The 23,497-nt window shown below is 64.6% G+C and carries 21 protein-coding genes; 8 read left to right on the top strand and 13 right to left on the bottom strand.

Features of this window, described 5'->3' with window-relative positions; genetic code table 11:
• Positions 1 to 623 precede the first annotated feature (623 nt).
• From EA798_RS10340 to EA798_RS10310, 7 genes are all read right to left on the bottom strand, one after another.
• The gene (locus EA798_RS10340; protein WP_122098881.1) at positions 624 to 2,573 is read right to left on the bottom strand and encodes a response regulator; all 1,950 of its coding nucleotides are present in this window, start codon (positions 2,571 to 2,573) and stop codon (positions 624 to 626) included.
• The gene (locus EA798_RS10335) at positions 2,563 to 3,423 is read right to left on the bottom strand and encodes an ATP-binding protein (RefSeq protein ID WP_276539257.1); all 861 of its coding nucleotides are present in this window, start codon (positions 3,421 to 3,423) and stop codon (positions 2,563 to 2,565) included. Before EA798_RS10335 ends, EA798_RS10340 begins: the two co-directional genes overlap by 11 nt.
• A 4-nt stretch (positions 3,424 to 3,427) precedes the next feature.
• Positions 3,428 to 4,438, bottom strand: a complete 1,011-nt coding sequence (locus EA798_RS10330) for an ATP-binding protein (protein WP_122098880.1) — start codon at positions 4,436 to 4,438, stop codon at positions 3,428 to 3,430.
• Positions 4,435 to 4,839, bottom strand: coding sequence for an ATP-binding protein (locus EA798_RS10325; RefSeq protein ID WP_038664278.1), 405 nt, complete (start codon positions 4,837 to 4,839; stop codon positions 4,435 to 4,437). The genes EA798_RS10330 and EA798_RS10325 overlap by 4 nt, the downstream gene beginning before the upstream one ends.
• Positions 4,836 to 5,198: an STAS domain-containing protein gene (locus EA798_RS10320; protein WP_041015300.1), complete on the bottom strand. Its 363-nt coding sequence runs from the start codon at positions 5,196 to 5,198 to the stop codon at positions 4,836 to 4,838. The genes EA798_RS10325 and EA798_RS10320 overlap by 4 nt, the downstream gene beginning before the upstream one ends.
• A complete protein-coding gene (locus EA798_RS10315; protein ID WP_106156263.1) occupies positions 5,198 to 6,046 on the bottom strand; it encodes an STAS domain-containing protein in 849 nt (282 codons plus the stop codon). Before EA798_RS10315 ends, EA798_RS10320 begins: the two co-directional genes overlap by 1 nt.
• Positions 6,047 to 6,233: 187 nt before the next feature.
• The gene (locus EA798_RS10310; RefSeq protein WP_122098879.1) at positions 6,234 to 7,133 is read right to left on the bottom strand and encodes a LysR family transcriptional regulator; all 900 of its coding nucleotides are present in this window, start codon (positions 7,131 to 7,133) and stop codon (positions 6,234 to 6,236) included.
• Positions 7,134 to 7,235: 102 nt separating this feature from the next.
• Between EA798_RS10310 and EA798_RS10305 the strand changes: the two genes are divergently transcribed.
• Genes EA798_RS10305 through EA798_RS10290 form a run of 4 tightly spaced genes read left to right on the top strand, consistent with a single transcriptional unit; the run spans position 7,236 to position 11,924 of the window.
• Positions 7,236 to 8,474 carry a 3-hydroxyacyl-CoA dehydrogenase gene (locus EA798_RS10305; protein WP_122098878.1) on the top strand — a complete coding sequence of 413 codons (1,239 nt, stop codon included), beginning with the start codon at positions 7,236 to 7,238 and terminating at the stop codon, positions 8,472 to 8,474.
• A 2-nt stretch (positions 8,475 to 8,476) separates the two neighbouring features.
• Positions 8,477 to 10,267, top strand: coding sequence for an acyl-CoA dehydrogenase C-terminal domain-containing protein (locus EA798_RS10300; RefSeq protein WP_122098877.1), 1,791 nt, complete (start codon positions 8,477 to 8,479; stop codon positions 10,265 to 10,267).
• 24 nt (positions 10,268 to 10,291) lie between these two features.
• Positions 10,292 to 11,455, top strand: coding sequence for an iron-containing alcohol dehydrogenase (locus EA798_RS10295; RefSeq protein WP_122098876.1), 1,164 nt, complete (start codon positions 10,292 to 10,294; stop codon positions 11,453 to 11,455).
• Positions 11,456 to 11,492: 37 nt separating this feature from the next.
• Positions 11,493 to 11,924 (top strand): acyl-CoA thioesterase, encoded by a 432-nt coding sequence (locus tag EA798_RS10290; RefSeq protein ID WP_106156253.1) that lies wholly within the window; start codon positions 11,493 to 11,495, stop codon positions 11,922 to 11,924.
• A 118-nt stretch (positions 11,925 to 12,042) separates the two neighbouring features.
• Here EA798_RS10290 and EA798_RS10285 read toward each other — a convergent pair whose 3' ends face one another.
• From EA798_RS10285 to yrfG, 4 genes are all read right to left on the bottom strand, one after another.
• Positions 12,043 to 12,501, bottom strand: a complete 459-nt coding sequence (locus EA798_RS10285; RefSeq protein ID WP_122098875.1) for a hypothetical protein — start codon at positions 12,499 to 12,501, stop codon at positions 12,043 to 12,045.
• A gap of 201 nt (positions 12,502 to 12,702) precedes the next feature.
• Positions 12,703 to 13,551, bottom strand: a complete 849-nt coding sequence (gene fdhD / locus EA798_RS10280; RefSeq protein ID WP_122098874.1) for a formate dehydrogenase accessory sulfurtransferase FdhD — start codon at positions 13,549 to 13,551, stop codon at positions 12,703 to 12,705.
• A gap of 85 nt (positions 13,552 to 13,636) precedes the next feature.
• Positions 13,637 to 16,198 carry a PAS domain-containing protein gene (locus tag EA798_RS10275; protein ID WP_122098873.1) on the bottom strand — a complete coding sequence of 854 codons (2,562 nt, stop codon included), beginning with the start codon at positions 16,196 to 16,198 and terminating at the stop codon, positions 13,637 to 13,639.
• 169 nt (positions 16,199 to 16,367) lie between these two features.
• A complete protein-coding gene (gene yrfG, locus EA798_RS10270; protein WP_122098872.1) occupies positions 16,368 to 17,048 on the bottom strand; it encodes a GMP/IMP nucleotidase in 681 nt (226 codons plus the stop codon).
• A gap of 116 nt (positions 17,049 to 17,164) precedes the next feature.
• Here yrfG and nudE point away from each other — a divergent pair, with 116 nt between their 5' ends.
• Together nudE and cysQ are read left to right on the top strand one after the other, a co-directional pair.
• Positions 17,165 to 17,731 carry an ADP compounds hydrolase NudE gene (gene nudE / locus EA798_RS10265; protein WP_003281003.1) on the top strand — a complete coding sequence of 189 codons (567 nt, stop codon included), beginning with the start codon at positions 17,165 to 17,167 and terminating at the stop codon, positions 17,729 to 17,731.
• Positions 17,728 to 18,546 carry a 3'(2'),5'-bisphosphate nucleotidase CysQ gene (gene cysQ, locus EA798_RS10260; RefSeq protein WP_122098871.1) on the top strand — a complete coding sequence of 273 codons (819 nt, stop codon included), beginning with the start codon at positions 17,728 to 17,730 and terminating at the stop codon, positions 18,544 to 18,546. Before nudE ends, cysQ begins: the two co-directional genes overlap by 4 nt.
• 65 nt (positions 18,547 to 18,611) lie before the next feature.
• On the opposite strand, the gene EA798_RS10255 is transcribed toward cysQ, so the two are convergent.
• Together EA798_RS10255 and EA798_RS10250 are read right to left on the bottom strand one after the other, a co-directional pair.
• A complete protein-coding gene (locus tag EA798_RS10255) occupies positions 18,612 to 19,064 on the bottom strand; it encodes a thioesterase domain-containing protein (RefSeq protein WP_003281000.1) in 453 nt (150 codons plus the stop codon).
• Between the two features lie 183 nt (positions 19,065 to 19,247).
• The gene (locus EA798_RS10250; RefSeq protein ID WP_228481835.1) at positions 19,248 to 19,667 is read right to left on the bottom strand and encodes a YkgJ family cysteine cluster protein; all 420 of its coding nucleotides are present in this window, start codon (positions 19,665 to 19,667) and stop codon (positions 19,248 to 19,250) included.
• A gap of 185 nt (positions 19,668 to 19,852) precedes the next feature.
• Between EA798_RS10250 and EA798_RS10245 the strand changes: the two genes are divergently transcribed.
• Both EA798_RS10245 and EA798_RS10240 read left to right on the top strand, forming a co-directional pair.
• Positions 19,853 to 22,303, top strand: coding sequence for a glycogen/starch/alpha-glucan phosphorylase (locus EA798_RS10245; protein WP_106156239.1), 2,451 nt, complete (start codon positions 19,853 to 19,855; stop codon positions 22,301 to 22,303).
• A gap of 180 nt (positions 22,304 to 22,483) precedes the next feature.
• The gene (locus EA798_RS10240) at positions 22,484 to 23,494 is read left to right on the top strand and encodes a class 1 fructose-bisphosphatase (protein ID WP_106156237.1); all 1,011 of its coding nucleotides are present in this window, start codon (positions 22,484 to 22,486) and stop codon (positions 23,492 to 23,494) included.
• Positions 23,495 to 23,497: the final 3 nt, after the last annotated feature.

The raw sequence follows: 23,497 nt of genomic DNA, 5'->3' as shown, positions 1-23,497 counted from the left end.
GCTGCAGCACTGAAGCATTCAGGGCCGAGACTGAGAAGCGAGAATCAAAACGAACCGAGGAGATGAAACAGAGAAACATCATGCCGGGTGTCGAAGTGTTAATTGCGAAGCAGTGGGGCGAATATACGCGTATATAATTATATGTACAGGCTTTTCTCGGAATTAAACGGCTGTGGATCTGTTTTTTAAGGCGCTTGAGCTTAATTAGCTGTTATTTATCAATATATTGTTGGCGCGGAAATAATTATTCCGCAGGCAGATAGCCTGATAATTATCAGCATCTGGATCAGGGCCTGCCGGACAACAATCTCAAGCGCGGAGCGCCCCACCGGTCGACTCCCGCCGCATCGGCCAGCCGATGTCCGGACCCGTCTGGAGTCGCTATGGCAAAAGGCTTACAGGAATCCCAGTTTTCGGCTCTTTGGCGTCTGCATCGATGTGATTAATCTAGCCCCACTCTGATGTGCAGGACGCGCTCAGGATCAGGATGATCGACCACGCCAGGAAGGCAGCCGGAAGGATTCGGAATGGTCAGAAAGAACCCGCTTCGGCGGGTTTTTTGTTGTCCGCGCGATGCGCCAAGGACAGGTCGAGATACGGCGGCGGATGGCCGCTCGACAACATCAGGCTTCGTCGAGCAGGGCGCGGATCTTGATCAGCAGGTCTGCGCCTTCGAACGGCTTGAGGACCAGTTCCATGCGTTCATCGACGAAACCCTCGCGACTGGATGCGTTCTCCGCATAGCCGGTCATCAGCACCACCGGCAGTGTCGGGCGCTCGCGGCGTGCCCATTCGGCCAGCTGGCGCCCGGAGAGGCGGGGCAACCCGACATCGGTCAGCAGCAGGTCGATCGACGGGTCGGCCTCCAGCAACGATTGAGCAGTCTCCACGTCACCTGCCTGGCTGCAACGGTAGCCGGCCTCGATAAGCGTTTCGGCGATCAGCATGCGCACGCTGGGCATGTCTTCCACCACCAGCACGTGCTCATGGCCGACCAGGCGCGTTGCGCCGTCGGGTGCAGTCGTGGGTGTCGCAGCCTGTTCGCCGTTGGCGGCGGGCAGCAGCAGGGTCACCTCGGTTCCCTCGCCAAGCGTGCTGCGAATGCTTGCATCGCCGCCTGACTGCAAGGCGAAACCGTAGATGCTCGACAGGCCCAGCCCTGTGCCACGGCCCTGGGGCTTGGTGGTGAAGAAGGGATCGAAAACCTTGTCCAGCACGCCGGGCTCGATGCCCGTGCCATCGTCGCTCACGCACAGGCCGATATAACGCCCGGCGGCAAGCTCCGGCTTCTGGCTGCCATCCGATGGGAACGTGCTGATACGGATATGGCCGCCATCCGGCAGTGCATCCCGCGCGTTGATCACCAGGTTGAGCAGCGCACTTTCGAACTGGCTGACGTCCACGCGTGCCACGGCGGGCTCGTCGGTGAAATCGAAAATGAGCGTGATGCGTTCGCCGATGGTGCGTCGCAACAGGTCTTCCAGTGAGCGGATGCGCTCGTTGAGGTCCAGCGCCCGCGCATCGAGCGGCTGTTTGCGGGCGAACGCCAGCAGGCGATTGGTCAGCGACGCCGCACTGCGCGCCGAGCTGAGCGAGGCATCGGCGAAGCGCAGCACGCTGTCCGCACGGCCTTCGATGATGCGCTGCTTCATCAGCTCGATGCCGGTGATGATGCCGGTGAGCAGGTTGTTGAAGTCGTGGGCGATGCCGCCGGTGAGCTTGCCCAGGGCATCCATCTTCTGCGCCTGCAGCAACTGCTCTTCGGTGCGTGCCCGTTCGGCGACCTCATGGGCGAGCTGGCTGGTGGTCGTCGCGATCTCCTGTCGCTGGGCGCGCTCGCGGTGACGCTGTTCGGTTACGTCTTCGACGAACACCAGGCCAACGCCCTGGGTGCGGTATGGGGAGATCTGCCATTCGGTTTCGCGCGTCTCGCCGTTGACCTGCATCTGCAGTGGCGTGTGCCAGCGTTCGCCCGCCTGCAGGTGCGCACGCAATTCGGCGAGCATCGTCTCCTGGCCGGGAGCGAAGCTTGCCGACAGGGGGGCGGATGGGCTGACCGCGCCGATCAGCAGTTCGAATGCGTGATTGCATTCGTGCAGCTGCAGGTCGGCGTCGAGCACCGCGATGGGGGCGGCGACATGGAAGAAGATTTCCCGGAAGCGCGCTTCGCTGTCGCGCAGTGCGCGCTCGGTGTCGCGCACCCGCAACAGGGTGCGCAGTGTCGCCAGCAGCACATCGGGGTCAACCGGGTGGATCAGGTAGGCATCGCCGCCGGCATCGAGGCCGGTGATGATGTCGTTGGTCTCGATGGAGGCGGCGGAGACGTGAATCAGCGGCAGCAGCGCGGTGTTCGCATCGGCACGCAGCTGGCGCGCAATGTCGAAGCCACTCATGTCCGGCAGGTTGACGTCGAGAATCAGCGCATCGGGCGCGGCACCGGCGACCAGCGCCAGGCCTTCGCTGCCGGTACCCGCCTCCAGGACCTGATAGCCGTGGCGTTCCAGCACCCGGCGCATCGCATAGCGCGTGGTGGCGTTGTCATCGACGATCAGCAGGCGGCTGTCACGCTCCATCGGGCTCCTCCGCCTGGATCGCAAACGGGATGATCACATAGAACTCGGAGCCCTTGCCCGGCGCGCTTTCCACACCGACCCGGCCGCCGAGCAGTTCGGCAAAGCGTTTGCACAGCGCGAGGCCAAGGCCCGTGCCGCGCAGGCGCTTCTGCAGCGGCGAGTCGACCTGGGCAAAGTCTTCGAAGAGACGGTCGTGCAGTTCGGCGGCGATACCGATGCCGGTGTCGCTGACGGCGAATCGCACCTGCTGCGGGTTCTCCATTCGCGCCGATACGCGCACCTCGCCCTGCGGCGTGAATTTCAGCGCATTGGAGATGAAGTTACGCAGGATCTGCGCAAGCTTCTTGTCGTCTGTGTAGAAGCGCGGCAGGCCTACCGGCTCCTCGAAGATGAGGTCCACCGGCGAGCCTTCGACGATCGGGCGAAACATTCCGCGCAGTGCCGAGAACAGGTCGAGCATGTCGAACCAGGCCGGCGAGATGCTCACGCGACCGGCTTCGATCTTCGCCAGGTCGAGCAGATCGTCGACCATCTCGCTCAGCTCGCTGGCGGCCGAGCTGACGAAGCGCACCTGTTTGTGCTGCTCCGGGCTCAGGGGGCCGTCCAGCTCGTCGCTGAGCAGGCGGGTGATGCTGAGTATCGAACCCAGTGGCGTGCGGAACTCGTGGCTCATGTACGAGAGGAAACGGCTTTTCAGTTCCGAGGCCTGGCGCAGTTGCTCGGCCTGGGTGTCCAGCTCGGCATAGAGCGCCAGTACGCCCTGGTTGGTTTCTTCGAGCTCGGCACGCAGCAGCTCGTTTTCCTGACGCAACAGTTCGATGCGGTCTGCATCGCCGCTTTCCGGCAGCATAGGGTCAGTCACGAGCAGCCTCCAGGTTGAGAGCCAGTACGGTCACGTCGTCGCGGCCGCGGCAGAAGTCGCGCTGCAACAGCGTGGCGATGATGGCCGGATGACGGTGTACCAGGCCCGGATAATCGCGCAGGTTCCAGCGCGACTGCAGGCCGTCGCTGTATAGCACCAACAGCCGCGCATCGCCCCGCGGGTACTCGAAGACATGCGCCTTGCGAAAGCGCACGCCGACAATGCCGGGGTGCGAAGCCAGGCCGCGTGAGCCGTCGTTGCCGATCAGGCTGGCGCCGATATTGCCGATGCCGGCGAAACTGAGTGCCTGCCGCTGGCTGTCGAACTGCGCGATGGCCGCAGCGCCACCGCGGCTGCCATTCATGCCGCGATGCATGCTGTCGAACAGCGCGGACGGAGAGTCGAATGGATGCTCGGCAAATGCCGTTGCACCGGCGCGTGCCGCCTGTTGTGCAAGCTCTCCATGGCCGATGCCATCGACCACCAGCACGCTGCAGCGCTGCTCGTCGAAGGCCAGGTGCCAATCGTCGCCACATGCGCTTTCGCCAGGAAAGGGTTGCTGGCTGACACCGTAGCGCCACCGCGGTGGTTGCACCGTGCGTGGGAACAGCTGGGCCAGCACAACCGAGCCGCGGCCATCGGAATAGGCGTCGAACACCTGGGCCTGTCGTGCCAGGGCGCCGAGGCCGATGCCTTGGGTGCCACAGCTGGAATAGCCGTCGGCCAGGCATTGATTGAGGTCGAAGCCGGGCCCGCGATCCACTGCGATGATCTCGACCCCGGGACCATCCTGGCCCTGGATCGCGCGCAGATGCAGTTCACCACGTCCGGCATGCTTGAGCACGTTGCTTGCCAGCTCGGTGGCCAGCAGCGCAACGCGCCCGGCATCGGTGGCATCGAAGCCGTGTTGTTCGGCCAGGCGCTGGGCGACCCGGCGGGCATGGCCGATCTGGCTGTTGTCTTCGATCAGCAGGACCTGGGTAACGCTTCCCTGAACGTTCATGTCCACCGCGTGATGGTGATTCGGGTGCCCACACCAACCGTGCTGTCGAGTTCGAACTCGTCGACCAGCCGCTTGGCCCCCGTCAGGCCGAGGCCAAGCCCGCTGCCCGACGTCCAGCCATCGGTCATGGCCAGCTTGATGTCGGCGATGCCAGGGCCTTCGTCGCGGAAGGTCAGGCGCACGCCGACCCGCGCGCCATCCTCGATCAGCTGCCAGTCCATGTCGCCGCCGCCACCGTAGACCACGGTATTGCGCGCCAGCTCGCTGACCGCGGTGACCAGCTTGGTCTGGTCGATCAGGCGCATGGCGCATTCCTGGGTCAGCTTGCGCACGGTCTGCCGTGCCAGCACGACGTCCTGCTCGAGGCGCACCGGCTGGCTGCCGCTGCTGCGCACGATCATTGCGCGGCCACGCGGGCACGCAGCAACTGCATGCCACGCTCGACGTTCAGCGCAGTGCTGACACCAGGCAGCTCGAGGCCGAGTTCGACTAGGGTAATGGCCACGGCGGGCTGCATGCCGACCACCACGGTCTCGGCATCCATGATCCGCGACAGGCCGGAGATGGTGCCGATCATGCGACCGATGAAGGAGTCGACCATGTCCAGTGCGGAGATATCGATCAGTACGGCCTTTGCCGACGTCGCACTGATGCGCTCGGCCAGATCGTCCTGCAGGGTCATCGCCAGTTGGTCGTGCATGTCGACCTGGATGGTGACGAGCAGAAACTCGCCCATCCGCAGAATGGGTATGCGGTCCATTAGACGGCCTTCGTCACGGTGAGGCCGGAACGGCGCAGGGCCAGGGCCAGGGCGTCGGCCAGGCTGGCCTTGGTGACGATGCCTTGCAGATCCAGACCGAGGTGCACGATGGTCTGCGCGATCTGCGGACGCACGCCGCTGATGATGCAGTCGGCACCCATCAGGCGAATCGCGGTGACCGTCTTCAGCAGGTGCTGGGCGACCAGGGTGTCGACCGTCGGTACGCCGGTGATATCGATGATGGCGATTTCAGAACCGGTATCGACGATGCGCTGCAGCAGCGATTCCATCACCACCTGGGTGCGCTGCGAGTCGAGGGTGCCGATCATCGGCAGAGCCAGCACGCCGTCCCACAGCTTGACCACCGGAGTCGAGAGCTCCAGCAGTTCTTCCTGCTGGCGCTTGATCACCTCTTCGCGGGTCTTCTGGAAGGTGCGTACGGTGTAAAGCCCCAGGCTGTCGATCAGCTCGGATACTGCCCACAGCTGCTCGGCGAATACCGCCGGCTCGTTGGCGTATTCGCTCTGCAGAAGGGTCATCAGCGGGCGCTTGATGGCAAAGATGAAACCGGCGGTCTGCTGCGAATCCATGCCTAGCAGTGCGCGGCTGCGCGAGAGCTTCTCCAGATACAGGCGCATGCCATCCCAGGCCGGACCATTGATGTCGGCAGAGCCATCTGCCGTTCCGCTGATCAGCTGACGGATGAGGTCGACGGTCTGCTGGGCCAGTTCTTCGGACTTGACGTTGTGGTAGCCACCCAGATTCTGCAGGTCGGATTTCCAGCTGCTGAGCAGTTCGGCCTGATTGCGAGTGATGGTGTCGATGGTGCGTTGCAGCAGGGCCGCCATAGGTCTAGCTCCAGATTGATTTGATCGTCCATGTTCACCATGGCGCATTAGCAAGAGTAGATATCCGCCTTGCCGCGATGTTCCGCGCAGCGGGCGAAGCTCGGTTGCTTTGCAGGTATTTCCGACAAAGAAGCTGGGGAATGGTAGCAAATAGGCACTAACGGCAGCATGGTTTCGGTGCAGTCGCTCAGGCGGGCGCCACGGCAGCGATCTGCTCGATCAGCCATTGCAGCGCCGAATCGTTCTGCCGCTGGGCGACGCTGACGATATCCAGGGCGAAGGTGCCCAGGTCGAACGGCAGGTCGAACAGTTGCAGCGGTAGCAGGGTGGCGAAATAGCGGGCCAGCTGCGTTGGCAAGACTGCGGCGAGGTCGCTGCTGGCGACGATATGGGCGGCCTGCAGGTAATTCGGCGTGGTGTAGACGACTTCGCGCTCGAGGCTCTGGGCTTCCAGCCACTGATCGACCATGCCGCGGGTCTGGCCGCCGTGCACCCACAGGTGGCGCAGGCGTAGAAAGGCCTCCAGATCCAGCCCCGCCGTGAGCAGCGGATGGTCGCGGCGCACCGCCACCTGCAGGGTCTCGCTGGCCCAGTGACGGACGTGAAAGCGCGAGGGCACGTCGAGAAAGCGCCCGAGCACCAGGTCCACTTCGCCATTGTCCAGCGCCTCGACCGGCAGCGTCGGCGTCAGGTGCTGGATCGCCAGCTGGATGCCGGGTGCATGCTCGGCCAGGCGCCGCATCAGCGCCGGCATGCAGACCAGCTCGACATAGTCGGTCACCGCGATGCGGAAACGCTGATGGCTGCGCGCCGGATCGAAGGCTTCTCCGGCGATCAGGCTGTGCTCGATCTGCTGCAGCGCATGGCGGATCGGCGCCTCCAGTGCCAGCGCCCTTGGCGTCGGCTGCATGGCCCGGCCGGCACGCACCAGCAGCGGGTCGTCGAGCAGTTCGCGCAAGCGGTTGAGTGCATTGCTGACCGCCGGCTGGCTGAGAGAAAGGCGCTCGGCGGCGCGGGAGACGTTGCGCTCACGCAGCAGGGCGTCGAGCACGCGAAGCAGGTTGAGGTCGAAATTGTAGATATTCATTCGGTGAATCCGAAACATCACAAGACTAAATTTCAAAAATAGTAGCGTCTTCGTCTATGGTTGGTCTCCAGTTTTTCCAGCCTTGCAACGAGGACAGCTGCAATGAGCCAAACCCGCTTCGATATCCAGACCGCCGCCGTGATCGGCGCGGGCACCATGGGCCGCGGTATCGTCATGAGCCTGGCCAACGCCGGCGTGCAGGTGCGCTGGCTGGACAACAACCCCGAGATGCTGGAACAGGCGCTGTCCGTGGTGGCCGACACCTACGCGCACAACGTGCGCCAGGGGCGGATCGACGAGACTCAAGCGGCTGCGCGCCGGGCCTGCATCAGCAAGGCCGCGGATTACCAGGCGCTGGCCGATGTGGATCTGGTGATCGAGGCGGTCTACGAAAACCTCGAACTCAAGCAGCAGATCTTCCGCGAGCTGGACGGCATCGTGAAGCCGGCCGGCATTCTTGCCAGCAACACCTCGGCGCTGGATATCGACGCCATCGCCGCCGTCACCGGGCGCCCGGAGCAGGTCGTGGGCCTGCACTTCTTCAGCCCGGCGCACATCATGAAGCTGCTGGAAATCGTCCGCGGCGCGAAGACCTCCAAAGCCGTGCTCGATGCCTCTACCGAACTGGGAAAGCGCATGGGCAAGGTCAGCGTGGTCGCCGGCAACTGCCCGGGCTTCATCGGCAACCGCATGCTCGCCACCTACGTGCGCGAGGCGCGGATGATGCTGCTCGAAGGTGCCTATCCCCATCAGGTGGACGCCGCGCTGCAGGGCTTCGGCTTCGCCATGGGCCCGTTCCGCATGTATGACGTGGTCGGTATCGACCTGGAATGGCGCGCCCGCGAACTGGCCGGCAAGGGCCAGGATGAATCCGAGGTGCAGGTGGATAACCGTCTCTGCGAACTGGGCCGCTTCGGCCAGAAGTCGCGCATGGGCTACTACCGCTATGCCGAGGGCAGTCGCCAGGCCGAGCACGATCCGGAAGTGGACGCCTTGGTGCAGCGCGAGTCCGAGCGCCTCGGCTTCCAGCGTCGCGAAATTGGCAGCGAGGAGATTCTCGAGCGCTGCCTGCTGGCGCTGGTTAACGAAGGCGCGAAGATTCTCGAGGAAGGCATGGCTGAATCCAGCGCCGACATCGACACCGTCTACCTCTATGGTTACGGCTTCCCAGCCGAAGTCGGTGGGCCGATGACCTGGGCCGATCGTCAGGGCCTGCCGGCCATTCGTGATCGCCTCAACGCATTGGCCGAGCGCCACGGCGCCCACTGGCAGCCGGCCGAGCTGATCGACAGCCTGGCCACTCTTGGCGGGCGTTTCGCCGACTACAAGAAGGAGGCTTGAGCATGGAATACAAGGCCCCCCTGCGTGACATGCGCTTCGTGCTGCACGAGCTGTTCGACGCCACTGGCCATTGCGAGTTGCTCGGCAACGGCCTGGACCGCGAGCTGATCGACGGCGTGCTGGAAGAAGCCGCGCGCTACACCGGCGGCGAGATCGCGCCGCTCAATCGCAACAGCGACGAAGAGGGCGTGACCCTGGAAAACGGCGAAGTCCGCACGCCGCAGGGCTTCGTCGAGGCCTACAAGCAGTACGTCGACAACGGCTGGGCGAGCATGACCGGGCCGACCGAGTATGGCGGTCAAGGCTTCCCGCAGCTGGTGGCCTGCAACTTCCACGAGATGCTGATGGGTGCGTCGCTGTCCTTTCGCATCTATTCCGGCCTGACCGAAGGCGCGGTGCTGGCGCTGTACAAGCACGGCAGCGATGAATTGAAGAATGCCTATCTGGAGAAGCTGGTCAGCGGCAGTTGGAGCGGCACCATGTGCCTCACCGAGCCGCAGGCCGGCACCGACCTGGCGCTGCTGCGCACCCGGGCCGAGCCCCAGGCGAACGGCAGCTACAAGGTCAGCGGCAGCAAGATCTTCATCTCCGGCGGCGAGCACGACATGAGCGAGAACATCGTCCACCTGGTGCTGGCGCGCCTGCCGGATGCGCCTGCTGGGGTGAAGGGCATCAGCCTGCTGCTGGTGCCCAAGTTCATTGCCAATGCCGATGGCACGCCGGGCGAGCGCAACGCGCTGAGCTGCGGCGCCATCGAGCACAAGATGGGCATCAAGGGCGCGGCCACCTGCGTGATGAACTTCGATGGCGCCACCGGCTGGATCGTCGGCGAGCCCAATCAGGGCCTGGCGTGCATGTTCACCATGATGAACGACGCGCGCTTTCAGGTCGGCTTGCAGGGGCTTGGCATTGCCGAACAGGCTTATCAGGGCTCGCTGACCTATGCCCGCGAGCGCCTGCAATCGCGCGGACTCGCTGGCGTGCAGCACCCGGACAAGGTCGCCGACCCGATTATCGTCCACCCGGACGTGCGCCGCATGCTGCTAACGCAGAAAACGTTGGTCGAAGGTAGCCGCATGCTGGCCGCCTACTGCGCCCGGCAGCTGGACCTCGAGCACGGCCACCCCGAGCCGAGCTATCGCAAGGCGGCGAGCAGGCGCGCTGCGTTGCTGATCCCCATCGTCAAGGCGTTCTTCACCGACATGGGTCAGGAAGTCGCCAGCCTCGGCGTGCAGGTCTACGGCGGCCACGGCTATATCCGCGAATGGGGCATGGAGCAGCTGATGCGCGACAGCCGCATCACCCAGCTCTACGAGGGCACCAATGGCATTCAGGCGCTGGATTACATCCGCCGCAAGCTGCTCGGCGATGGCGGCGCGGAGTTGTCGGCGTTGCAGGCAGAATTCAGCGAGGTCTGCGACCGGCAGATCGACCGGCCGGCGCTGCACGACATGGCCAGCAAGGTGCAGGCACGCATCGGCGAATGGCGCGAGCTGACGGCCGAGATCATCGCCGCGACCGGCCGCGATCCGCAGGAGATTGGCGCGGTGTCGGTGGATTTCCTGCAGTACTCGGCGTATGTCCTGCTGGCGGGCTTGTGGCTGCAGGCCGCGGCGCGCGCCCAGGATGCGATGGAGCAAGGCAGCGGTGAAGAAGCGTTCTATCAGGCCAAGCTGGCCAGTGCGGATTTCTACCTGCGCCGGGTATTGCCGCGGGCGAGTGCGCATCGGGAAGCCATTCAGGGTGGGGCCGAATGTTTGATGGCGCTGCCGGAAAGCGACTTCGCGTTTTGAGCTAATCGATCACAGGAGGCACCGATGCATCCGTTCAGCTTTGCCACAACCGCTCAATTGATCTGCGAGCCCGGCTCGTCGCGCCGGCTGGCCAGCCTCTGCAAGGAGCGCGGGGCGCGCTCGGTGCTGGTGGTGACCGACCCGGGCATCACCCGTTTCGGCCTGCTCGACGAAGTCCTGCCGGGCTTCGAGACGGAAGGGCTGCAGGTCGCCGTCTACGATCAGGTCATCGCTGATCCGCCAGAAAATATCGTGATGGCTGCAGTCGAGCAGGCGAAAGCGTGCGGTGCCGATCTGGTGATCGGCTTCGGTGGCGGCAGCTCGATGGATGTAGCGAAGCTGGTGGCATTGCTGGCGCATCCTGAATGCGGTCAATCGCTGCAGGACATCTATGGGGTCGGCAACGCCAAGGGCCAGCGCCTGCCGCTGATCCAGGTGCCGACCACGGCGGGCACCGGCTCGGAAGTCACGCAGATCGCCATCATCACCACCGGCGAGACGACGAAGATGGGCGTGGTTTCGCCCCTGCTGCTGCCGGATCTGGCGCTGCTCGATGCCGACCTCACCCTCGGCTTGCCGCCCGCGGTGACCGCGGCCACCGGTATCGACGCCATGGTGCATGCCATCGAGGCCTACACCAGTGCGCTGAAGAAGAACCCGATGTCCGACCTGCTGGCCCGCGAGGCGCTGCGCCTCTTGGCGGCCAATCTGGACGAGGCGGTGCACAACGGCAGCAACCGCGAGGCGCGCCAGGCGATGCTGCTCGGCGCCTGCCTGGCCGGGCAGGCGTTCGCCAACGCGCCGGTCGCCGCCGTGCACGCGCTGGCCTATCCGCTGGGGGGCAATTTCCATATTCCTCACGGCCTGTCCAACGCGCTGGTGTTGCCGCAGGTGCTGCGTTTTAACGTCAGCGCGGCGGCCACGCATTACGGCGAACTGGCACCGATCATCCTCGGCGACCGGCTGTGCAAAGGTGATCCGTCCACCTACGCCGAGCAGCTGATCGAGGAGTTCGAGCAGATGAGTGCCCGTGTCGGCCTGCCCACCCGCCTGCGCGATGCCGGTGTGCCCGAGGACATGCTGCCGCAGCTGGCCAAGGAGGCGATGCTGCAGCAGCGCCTGTTGGTCAACAACCCGCGGGAAGTGACCGAGGCCGATGCGCTGGCGATCTACCAGGCCGCCTATTGAGCGAACGTCCATCAATCTGTGCACCGTGGAGGCCACCATGCCCGAGCAGCCCAAGCACCTGCGCCGTGATTACCAGCATTTCCAGCCGATCACCACGCGCTGGCATGACAACGATATCTACGGCCACGTGAACAACGTCGTCTATTACGGATTCTTCGATACGGCGGTGAACAACTACCTGATCCGGCACGGCGGGTTGGATATCCAGAGCGGCGAGATTGTCGGTTTCGTGGTCAGTTCGGCCTGCGATTACTTTGCGTCAATCGCCTACCCGGACGTCATCGAGGTCGGCCTGCGCGTAGCGAAGCTGGGCAATTCCTCGGTGCAGTACGAGCTGGCGATCTTCCGCGAGGGTGAGCAGGAGGCCAGTGCTGCGGGCCGCTTCGTGCATGTGTTCGTCGATCGGGCAAGCAACCGGCCGACTGCCATTCCTCCGCGCCTGCGGGCGGCGCTGGAGGCGTTGGCGTAGCGGGCATCCTGGCGGTCTACGTGTGACAAGCAAATCGCCCGGAGACGGCAGGGCCGAGTCCGGGCGATGGGTGTGGCTTCGCTTTCAGCAGGGCGCTGTGCGTTGTCGGCTCAAGCGGTCAATGGTGCTTGTGGCGATGTTTGTAGTGCCCCTTGGCTTTGCCGGGCGGGCCGTAGTAATGGCTATCGCGATAGCGGCGGTCGCCGCGGTAGCGGTCATCATCGTCGCCGTAGGCATTACCGATCGCACCGCCGGCACCACCCCCCACGGCCGCGCCGATCAGGCCGCCGGTGCTACCGCCTACTTTCTGGCCGATGACATTGCCGCCGGCTGCGCCCAGACCACCGCCAATGGCCGCTTCGGTGCGGCTGCGTTTGTCTGCGCCGACCATGCCGCCGGCTGCGCCGCCGACCCCGGCACCGATGGTGGCGCCGGTAGAGCCACCCAGATGTTCTCCAACTACGGAGCCCAGCGCGCCGCCGAGCGCACCGCCGACGGCTGCTTCGGTGTTGCTACCGGCAACGGCGGCACCACTGAGCAGGCTGGCAGACAACAGGAAAATCGAGGCGTACTTCATGGTGTGATCCCGTATGAGGAATTGCGGCGTGATCCTTACTCGCCGCTTCGCTTCCAGCAAGGGCTTCCCGATGAAATGCGTGATGCAGTTCCTGTTTGTTAACTATTTGATTTTGCAGCGGAACTTCAGGATTTAACGGCTGTCTCGATCTGCTTGCGCGCCACGCAACGACAGCTGCAGAGCCGGTTGCGGTGCGATTGCTCAGCGAGCATCGGCCGTCGATAGTGCCGGGCTGTAGATGCGTGGCGGGCTGTGGTGCGGCAGATGGATCAGGTTCAGGTTGTGCCGCTGTGCCCACTGAGCGGCCAGCCCGGTGGGAGAGGACAGACTCACCAGAGTCGGAATGCCGGCCCGCTGTACCTTGTGCACCAACTCCAGACTGCAGCGGCTGGTGACGATCGCCAGGCCGCCAGCCGCGGCCTGACGCCCGCGGGCCATGGCGCCGATCAGCTTGTCCAGCGCGTTATGTCGGCCAATGTCCTCACGGCCCAGACGGATCTCGCCATTGGCATCCATGAACAGCGCGGCGTGGACGGCACCGCAGTCTCGTCCCAGTGGCTGAAACTCACCAATACGCTGCCGTAGGTCCTGCAGCCAGTGCGAAGGCGGCAGCGCTGACGGCGCCAGCGCCGGCAACCTGGGTAATGCCTGTTCAAGCGCCTCGACGCCGCAAAGCCCGCAGCTGCTGTTGCCGGGCAATTGGCGGCGTTGTTGCTTCAGCCGCCAGAACGCGCGACTGGCGATGTCCACCTCGGCCCGGCGGGCATTGCCGCAGCCATGCAGGCGGATGTCGTAGATGTCGTCCAGGCTGTCGACGAAGCCGTTGGCCAGACTGAAGCCCACCACGAAGTCCTCGAGGTCGGCCGGAGAGATCATCATCACCGCCTGGCTGAGGCCGTTGTAGGCAACTGCCAGCGCACATTCCTCGGCTAGATCGACCGAGCGCTGTTCGGACTCGTCGATTGGCTGATAGCAATAGCGCTGGCTGGCGCCGGCGGGCGATTGCACAGCGCCGGCGAAGGCAGCGGTCAGGCGTGACGGAGCGTTCATCGGCAGCTTGGTTCCTGAGTGATGCAAGGCCGTGTGCTGGGCAGTCCGGCAGATAGGGTTATGACCCCATCCGGCCGCGGACGATTCACCGTTGGTCGTTCTCCGTCAGCATGTCGCATACGCGCTTGGCCAGGGCATCCAGGTTGAACGGTTTGCTGATCATGTCCATCCCGGGTTCGAGGAAGTCCGAGCTGGCCGCCTGCTTGGCGTAGCCGGTCATGAACAGCACCGGCAGACCGGGGCGCGCCTGCCGCGCGACATCGGCGAGCTGGCGGCCGTTCATGCCCGGCAGGCCGACATCGGTGACCAGCATGTCGACGGCCGCACTGCTTTCGAGGATGCGTATCGCCGCATTGCCGTCCGCCGCCTCCAATGCCTGAAAGCCGAGCATCTCCAGTACGTCGATCACCAGCAGGCGCACGGCGGGATCATCTTCGACTACCAGGACCGTTTCGCCCTGCCTGGCTCGCAGGGGGCCTTCGATCTCGCTGGCCGGTACCGCTGCGACGCCCTCGTCCTCATATACAGGCAGGTAGAGACTGACCTGGGTGCCTTCTCCGGGTTCGCTGGCGATCTGAATATGGCCGCCCGCCTGCCGGGTGAAGCCGTAGACCATGGACAGGCCGAGCCCGGTCCCCTGGCCAAGGGGTTTGGTGGTGAAGAACGGCTCGAAGACGCTCGCAAGCACCTTGGCGCTCATTCCGCAGCCACTGTCGGTCAGGCTCAGGATGACATAGCGACCAGCAGCCAGATCGCCCACCTCGCCCTGGCTGTACAGCTCCACGTTGCGGGTTTCCAGCAGCAGGCTGCCGCCGTCTGGCATGGCATCCCGGGCGTTGATCACCAGGTTGAGCAGGGCGCTTTCCAGCTGATTCTCGTCGCTGGAAACCGGCCACAGCCCGTGCTGCAGACGGTTATCGATGTGGATGTGACGACCCAGGGTGCGGCTGAGCAGGTCGTGCATCGATTCGATCAGCTGATTGAGCTCGACCCGCTTGAGGTTCAATGGCTGGCGCCGGGCGAAGGCGAGCAGGCGGTGCGTGAGCGCTGCAGCGCGATTGGCCGAGGTTACCGCCGCATCGATGAAGCGCTGGGTTTCGCCATGGCGTCCGGACTGGATATAGCGCTGGATCAGGTCCAGCCCGCCGATTATGCCGGTCAGCATGTTGTTGAAGTCATGGGCGATGCCGCCGGTCAGCTGGCCCACGGCTTCCATCTTCTGCGCCTGACGCAGCGCGTCCTGCGCCTGCTCGCGGCTGGCCATTTCCTTGAGCAGGCGCTCGTAGACTTCGGCCAGCGCCTGGGTGCGCTCCTGGATGCGGCTCTCCAGTGTCTCGTTGAGCTCGCGCAGGGCCTGTTCGGCACGCCAGCGCTCGGTGACGTCCAGTGCCATGACGAAGAAGCCGAGCACGTTTGCGTTGCAGTCGCGGCGGGGCAGGTAATGCACTAGCATTCGACGGGGTTGGCCGTCTCGATGCGGGCTATAGGCCTCGAAGGTCACGTCCTGGCCGGCAAGGGCGGCGCGGATGTTCGTCCGTCGCTCGGCATAACCGCGCTCGCCGAGCACTTCACGCGCGGTCTTGCCCAGCAGCCATTCGGTGGAATGGCCGAACCACTCGGTGTAGTAGCGATTATTGAAGCGGAAGCGTTCCTCGGAGTCGATGTAGCCGATCAGCACCGGCAGGGCATCGGTGATCATCTTCAGTTCGGCCTCGCGCTGGCGCAGCGTATCTTCGCTGGCCTGCTGGCTGGTGATGTTCATCACCGCGCCGGGAAAGCGCAGTGGCCGGCCCTGATCGTCGCAATGGCAGCGGCCACGGGCTAGCGCCCAGCGCGTGGTGCCATGCTCGCCGCGCAGCCTGTAGCGCACGTCGAGATTGCCGCGCTCGGTGATGCAGCGTTGCAGTGCGGCGCGCAGCCGTGGCACGTCGTCGGGATGCACGTGATCGAAAAAGGCTTCGCTGCTCAGGCCCTTCGGCCCGGACTGCGCCACCGGCAGGATGCGCGACAGCTCAGCGCCCGGCGGTATTTCGCTGGCCTGGATGGCCCAGTCCCAGATGCCGATCAGGTCGCTGGCTTCGAGTGCCAGTTGCAGGCGCTGCTCGCTGGCCCGGTGGACTTCGGCGCTGAGCTTGTAGTGCAGGGCGGTTTGCGATAGGCGGGTTTCGGTGCGCACACGCTCGCTGGTTTCGCTCAGGCACAGCAGCAGGCCGCCGATGCTGCGCGGGGTGTCGCGGATGGGGCTGAGGGCGAGGTCGAACCAGGCTTGCTCCGGCACGCCTTCACGCTCGATCACCAGCTGCTGGTTGCGCAGTACCCGTGGCTCGCCGCGGCGGGCAGTGTCGCAGGCCGGATCGAGCAGTTCCCAGGTCGCACCCCAGCGGTGGCAGGCTGGCTGGCCGAGTTCGGCTGGATGGCGGTCGCCGATCAGCGCTGCATGCGCATCGTTGTACAGCTGCAGCGCCTGGTCGCCCCAGAGGATGCACATCGGCAGCGGTGCTTCGAGCAGGGTGTCCAGCAGCAGCCGTAGCGCCGGCGGCCAGGTGTCCGGCGCGCCGAGCACGGTCGTGCCCCAGTCGAACCGGCGAATGCGCTCGCTCATCTCGCTGTGACTATGGGGCCAGAGTTCGGCGCCTACTGCTGCCATGTTGCTTCCTATCGATCATCCGTGGCTGAACTACGAGCGCAAGGCGTCTGCTGCCTTTCCGTCCGCTGTTTCGATGCGTGTCGGCCCGGCTCGTCCTGAGCGGGTTTGCTGCCGACGGCAACTACCGACCTAGTGTAAGGCCTTCAGACGTCAGTGGCAGCGCCTGCCGTCACGCTTGCTCGCCGAGCAGGTTGCGCACCAGCTCCCGATAGTCGTCGACCGCGGCAAATTCTTCGGTGTCCTTGGCCGGGCGCCGGCTATCCGGCTCGCGAACGGCGAGCAGATGAGCGATGCCGAAACGCCCGGCGCTGCGCAGGATCGGCAGGCTGTCGTCGATGAACAGCGCTCGTGCCGGATCGAAGTCCAGATCCTGACGCAGTGCGTGCCAGAACTGTGGCTCCTCCTTCGGGTAGCCATAGTCGTGGGAGCTGATCAGCCGGTCGAACCAGGGCGCCAGTTCGACTTTCTCCAGCTTGAGCGACAACGAGTCGCGGTGCGCATTGGTAATCAGCACCACACGTTTGCCGGCTTCGCGCAGCGCGGCGAGAAACTCGTCGGCAGCGGGGCGCAGCGCGATCAGTTCGGCGATCTCGCGTTTCATTTCACGGATCGGCAGGTTCAGCTCGCGGGTCCAGTAGTCCAGGCAATACCAGGTGAGCTTGCCGACGTGTTCGTTGAACAGCGGCGCGAGTTCCAGTTCGGCCATGGCGCGGCTGATGCCGTGCAATTCGGCGTAGCGCTGCGGCAGCAGTTCGAGCCAGAAATGGTTGTCAAAGTGGAGGTCCAGCAGCGTGCCGTCCATGTCGAGCAGGACGGTATCGATGTCGGGCCAGGGCAGGTTGGCGGTCATTGGCAGGCTCGGTCGGCAGTGGAGGGGATGGGGCTGCGGTCAGCTGGTCGCAAAGCATTCGCGGCCAGTGCAATAAGCCGGGTTATGATAGCCGCTCGCGTTTCCAGGAGTTTCCCATGCGCCAGAAACCCACTGTACTTGCCCGAGAGATCGTCGCCAGCAGTCGCCTGTTCCGTGTCGAAGAGCTGCAGCTGCGTTTTTCCAATGGTGTCGAGCGCACCTATGAACGCCTGGTCGGCAAGGGCAGCGGCTATGGTGCGGTGATGATCGTGGCGCTGGCCGACGCGGAAAACGCCCTGCTGATCGAGGAATACTGCGGCGGCACCGACAGTTACGAACTGTCGCTGCCCAAGGGCTTGATCGAGCCGGGAGAGGATGTGCTCGAGGCTGCAAATAGAGAGCTCAAGGAGGAGGCCGGGTTCGGTGCGCGGCGCCTGGAGCTGCTCACCGAGCTGTCGTTGTCGCCGGGTTATATGAGTCAGAAGATCCAGGTGGTGCTGGCGCGCGATCTGTATCCCGAGCAGCTGCCAGGCGACGAACCCGAGCCGATGCGGCTCGACAAGGTCAGCCTGCACGAGCTGTCGAGCCTGGTGCAGCATCCGCAGTTCAGCGAGGGGCGTGCACTGGCGGCGCTCTATCTGGCCCGCGATCTTCTCACCCAGCGCGGAGAATTCGGCCAATGAACCATCCGTATCTGTCGTCGGTCATCGATCTGGTGCGCCAGGCCGGCGCGGTGATCCTGCCGCACTGGCGCAGCGAACTGGCGGTGCAGGCGAAGGCCGATGACTCGCCGGTAACCGCTGCCGACATGGCTGCCCATCGCGTTCTGGCGGACGGACTGAGAGCGCTGGACGGGGCAATTCCGGTGCTATCGGAAGAGGATTGCGAGCTGTCGCTGGCCGAGCGCGCCGGCTGGACGCGCTGGTGGTTGGTCGATCCGCTGGATGGCACCAAGGAGTTCATCGCCGGCAGCGAAGAGTTCACCGTCAATGTCGCGCTGATCGAAGAGGGCAAGGTGCGTTTCGGTGTGGTCGGCATCCCGGCATCCGGACGCTGCTATTACGGTGGCGAGGACTTCGGTGCCTGGCGCAGCGAGGCGAACGGCGCGGCAGAGCCCTTGCGTGTGCGCAGGCAGCCTGCCGGCGCGTTCACCGTGGTAGCCAGTCGGCGCCACAGCAGCCCGGCACAGGAGCTGCTGCTGAGCCGCCTGGGCGAACGTTTCGGCGAGCTGGCGCTGGCCAACGTGGGCAGCTCGCTGAAGTTCTGCCTGCTCGCCGAGGGTGCCGCTGACTGCTATCCGCGTCTGGCGCCGACCTCGCAGTGGGACACTGCTGCGGCGCAAGGCGTGCTGGAGGGGGCGGGCGGTGAGGTGCTGGATGTCAGCGGCGCGCCGTTGCGCTACGAGGCGCGCGAGAGCTACCTGAATCCGTCATTCCTGGCGTTGCCAAAGGGCGTCGACTGGCGTGAGTCGCTGATCGAGCTGGCCAACCGCCCCTGAAGCTGGCGCGGCTGCCATGTAGCGCCTGAGCGGAACCGCCGCGACGGCGGCTCCATGTCGATGGCCTACTTGTGCAGGACGAACTGCCCGGTGAAGCGCACAGCGTCACGACCATCGGCGGCGAGGATGCGGCTGTTGAGCTCCAGGCGCGAACGGCCACGGCGGCGGTAGATCGACTCGAAACGCTCCCAGGCTTCGGGGCTTGGCGCCGAGCAGATGGCGATCGCATCGTCCACTACCGGCAACGGGTACTCGATCTTTCCTTCGTGGATGACGATATGCCCGTCTTCGATACCGGCTTCGCGCAGCCGCAGATGCAACCAGCCCCAGCCTGCCAGCACGGCGGCGCAATACAGACTGCCGCCGAACATGCTGCTCTTGTGGTTGATGTTCGGCTGCAGCGGTACCTGCAGGCGCAGCTCGTGATTTTCCCACTGTTCGACGCGCAGCCCTAGCGAGCGGGTCAGCGGGATGTCGTGATGGAGAATGGCTTCCAGGTAGCGGCTATCGCGGCTCATGCCGGGTAGGTTCCTAAACGTTGCGAAGATACAGACAGACGCCAAGCATGACTCTTGAGTCACGGTTTGGCCAGTCCGTTCACGGCATTTGCCGGGGCGAGTAAAAGCCGCTCTACCGCTGCGTTGCAGGTGTTCCGATTTTGGTGCTGACGAGGTCGGCGGCGACGTTCGATGGTGCGCCGCTCAGCCGGCTGTCTTGCTGCGATAGGCGCAGTATCCGGGGCGCGGGCCGATGCGTGGGTGGTTGCGGCAAGTGTCCGGACGCTTGGCATAGACCGTGCAAAGTCTGGTTTTGCGGTCCAGATAGAGGCAGTCGCCGTTGGTCAGGCGCGTCAGGGTGAAGATTTCATGCTTGTGGTTGAAGTGCTCGACGATGCCCGCCTTGCTCAGCCGCTTGGCGATGTTCTTCGCCGGCTCGTCGCGCTCGAAGGCGTCGACCAGCTCCAGCCGGATCAGGTCATCGATGCGCACTTCCACCGGCAGCGTGCAGCAGGTGGCATGGCAGTCGCGGCACAGGCCGGCGCTGTAGCGCACCCAGGTTTCCAGGCGTTCCGGGTCGGCGGAGGCGATCAGTCTTGTCTTCACGGGCGGTCTTTCGGGCATTCGGGCGCGCGCATCATAGCGAGCCGCACGGCGATTGCCAGCGTTGTCCGACAGCGGCGACCGGACGGGCGGTAGCGCAGATGTAAAGGAAACCTGCAACGCTTTTTCTGGAACGTCGAACGGAGGTGAACGGGCACGGCTGCCGCGAGTCCCTCTTGTGTGTCTTCGCTAACCGAGGTCTGTCCATGACGCAGGAAACAGCCATTGCCACCGCCGAAGAAGTTGCCGCTTTCCGTGAGCGGGTGTTGCGCAAGCTCACCTATTCGGTGGGCAAGGATCCGGAGAACGCTTCCGATTACGACTGGTTCCATGCGGTAGCCCTGGCCACGCGCGACAGCACTATCGATCGCTGGATGGATTGCACGCGCGAGGCCTATACCGGTGGGCAGAAACGGGTCTACTACCTCTCGCTGGAATTCCTCATCGGTCGGCTGCTGGTCGACAGTCTGAGCAACCTCGGCCTGTTCGAGGTGGCCCGCGAGGCGCTGGCCGGGCTCGATGTGGACATCGATCGCATCCGCCTGCTGGAGCCGGACGCGGCGCTCGGCAATGGCGGCCTGGGGCGGCTCGCGGCCTGCTTCATGGAGAGCATGGCGACCCTGGGAGTGGTTTCCCACGGCTACGGCATCCGCTACGACCACGGACTGTTCCGCCAGGCCATCGTCGACGGCTGGCAGCACGAGCAGACCGAGACCTGGCTGGACTTCGGCAACCCCTGGGAGTTCGAGCGCTCCGAGGTCAAGTACCTGATCGGCTTCGGTGGCAGTGTCACCGCGACCACCAACGAGAAGGGCGAGGTTCAGCACTTCTGGCATTGGGCCGAAGGGGTACGGGCGATCGCTTATGACACGCCGATCGTCGGCTGGCGCGGCGCCGGCGTGAACACGCTGCGCCTGTGGCGTGCGCGTCCGGAGGCGGACTTCCACCTGGCGCGCTTCAACGCTGGCGACCACATCGGCGCCGCGGCGGAAGAGGCCCGAGCCGAGAGCATCTCGCGGGTGCTCTATCCGGCCGACAGCACCGAGGCGGGCCAGGAGCTGCGCCTGCGTCAGGAGTATTTCTTCGTTGCCGCTTCGCTGCAGGACCTGCTGCGCCGTCATATCAAGCAGCGCGGCTCGCTGGACAGCCTGCCCGACTACACCTCGATTCAGCTCAATGACACCCATCCGGCCATCGCCGTGGCCGAGCTGATGCGGCTGCTGGTCGACGTGCACAGCTACGAGTGGCAGCACGCCTGGCGCCTGACCACGGCGACGCTGTCCTATACCAATCACACGCTGCTGCCCGAAGCCCTGGAAACCTGGCCGGTGGGGTTGATGGAGCGCCTGCTGCCGCGCCACATGCAGATCATCTACCTGATCAACGCCCATCATCTGGACTGCCTGCGCGAGCGGGGCATTCACGATGCCGAACTGCTGCGCTCGGTGTCGCTGATCGAAGAAGATCATGGTCGTCGGGTGCGCATGGGCAACCTGGCCTTCCTCGGTTCGCACAGCACCAACGGCGTTTCCGCGCTGCACACCCAGCTGATGCGCAAGACCGTGTTCACCGATCTGCACGGCCTGTATCCACAGCGGATCAACAGCAAGACCAATGGCATCACCTTCCGCCGCTGGCTCTATCAGGCCAATCCGCAGCTGACCCAGTTGCTGGTGGAGCACCTCGGCGAGGAGGTCCTCGACGAGCCGGAAACCCGCCTGCGCGAGCTCGAGCCCTATGCCGAGCAGGCCGCGTTCCGCCAGCGCTTCGCCGAACAGCGGCTGGCCAACAAGCGTCATCTGGCCAACGTGATTCAGGAGCGGCTGGGCATCAGTGTCGATCCGAATGCGCTGTTCGACGTGCACGTCAAACGCATCCACGAGTACAAACGCCAGCTGCTCAACCTGCTGCACACCGTCGCGCTGTACCAGGCGATTCGCTCCGATCCGGGCGGCAACTGGGTGCCGCGGGTGAAGATCTTCGCCGGCAAGGCGGCGGCCAGCTATCACCAGGCCAAGCTGATCATCAAGCTGACCAACGACATCGCCAACACCATCAACGCCGACCCCACGGTGCGCGGGCTGCTCAAGGTGGTGTTCCTGCCCAACTACAACGTCAGCCTGGCCGAGGACATCATCCCGGCGGCGGACCTGTCCGAGCAGATTTCCACCGCCGGGCTGGAGGCCTCCGGCACCAGCAACATGAAGTTCGCGCTCAACGGCGCATTGACCATCGGCACGCTGGATGGCGCCAACGTGGAGATGAGCGAGCAGATCGGTCTGGAGCACATGTTCATCTTCGGCCTGACCGCGCAGGAGGTGAACGCGCGCAAGCAGGCCAACGAGTACAACGCCGAGGCCATCATCGGTGCTTCGCCGCGGCTCGCTGAAGTGCTCTCGGCGATTCGCGGTGGCGCGTTCTCGCCTGGCGATGCGGGGCGCTATACCGGGCTGGTGGATGGCATCAGCTGGCACGACACCTTCATGGTCTGCGCCGATTTCGAGGCGTACTGGCAGGCGCAGCTGGATGTCGAAGCGTGCTGGCGCGACCCTGACCGCTGGTGGCGCTCCTCGGTGCTGAACACCGCGCGTACCGGCTGGTTCTCCTCGGACCGCACCATTCGTGAATACGCCCGGGAGATCTGGAAAGTGATGTGACGGCACCTGCGCCGGGACACCGCTCCCGGCGCGCGGCGGTCCCGCAGGCAGCGCCGCCCGTGCTGGCAGACTGGTCGCCGCTGCGCTGAACTCTACGGGGGGCAGACCGGTCTGAGGGGAGTTAGTTTTCCTACGGCCTGCTAAACTGCGCGGGTTTATCCTTCCTCCGGAGTCATTTCCATGTCACGCGTAACCCTCAGTCGCTACCTCATCGAGCAGACTCGCAGTAACAACACGCCTGCTGATCTGCGCTTTCTCATCGAGGTCGTGGCGCGAGCGTGCAAGGAAATCAGCCATGCGGTCTCCAAGGGCGCCCTCGGCGGCGTACTCGGCAGCGCCGACAGCGAGAACATCCAGGGCGAAGTGCAGAAGAAGCTCGACGTCCTGTCCAACGAGATCCTGCTGGAGGCCAACGAATGGGGCGGCCACCTGGCCGGCATGGCCTCCGAGGAAATGGACAACGCCTACCAGATTCCCGGCAAGTATCCGAAAGGTGCCTATCTGCTGGTCTTCGACCCGCTGGACGGCTCCAGCAACATCGACGTCAACGTCTCGGTCGGCACCATCTTTTCCGTATTGCGCTGCCCGGATGCCTGTTTCAGCCAGAACGACGCGCTCGGCGAGGAGGCCTTCCTGCAGCCGGGTTCCAAGCAGGTTGCTGCCGGTTATGCCATCTACGGCCCGCAGACCATGCTGATTCTGACCCTCGGCCATGGCGTGATGGGCTTCACCCTGGACCGCGAGCTGGGCAGCTTCGTGCTCACCCACGAGAACCTCAGCGTTCCGCAGAGCACCTCCGAATTCGCCATCAACATGTCCAACCAGCGCCACTGGGAAGAACCGGTACAGCGCTATGTCGGCGAGCTGCTGGCCGGCAAGGACGGCCCGCTGGGCAAGAACTACAACATGCGCTGGATCGCCTCGATGGTCGCCGACGTGCACCGCATCCTCACCCGTGGCGGCCTGTTCATGTACCCGCGCGACAATCGCGATCCGTCCATGGCCGGCAAGCTGCGTCTGATGTACGAAGCCAATCCGATGGCGATGATCGTCGAGCAGGCCGGCGGTGCCGCCACCAACGGCACGCAGCGCATTCTGGAGATCCAGCCTGAGTCGCTGCACCAGCGGGTACCGGTGTTCCTCGGCTCGAAGGAAGAAGTCGAACGCGTCACCGGCTATCATCAGGGCTGACCG

The organism is Pseudomonas songnenensis (assembly GCF_003696315.1).
GTDB lineage: Bacteria > Pseudomonadota > Gammaproteobacteria > Pseudomonadales > Pseudomonadaceae > Stutzerimonas > Stutzerimonas songnenensis.
This window is presented reverse-complemented; position numbering and strand designations above follow the sequence as displayed.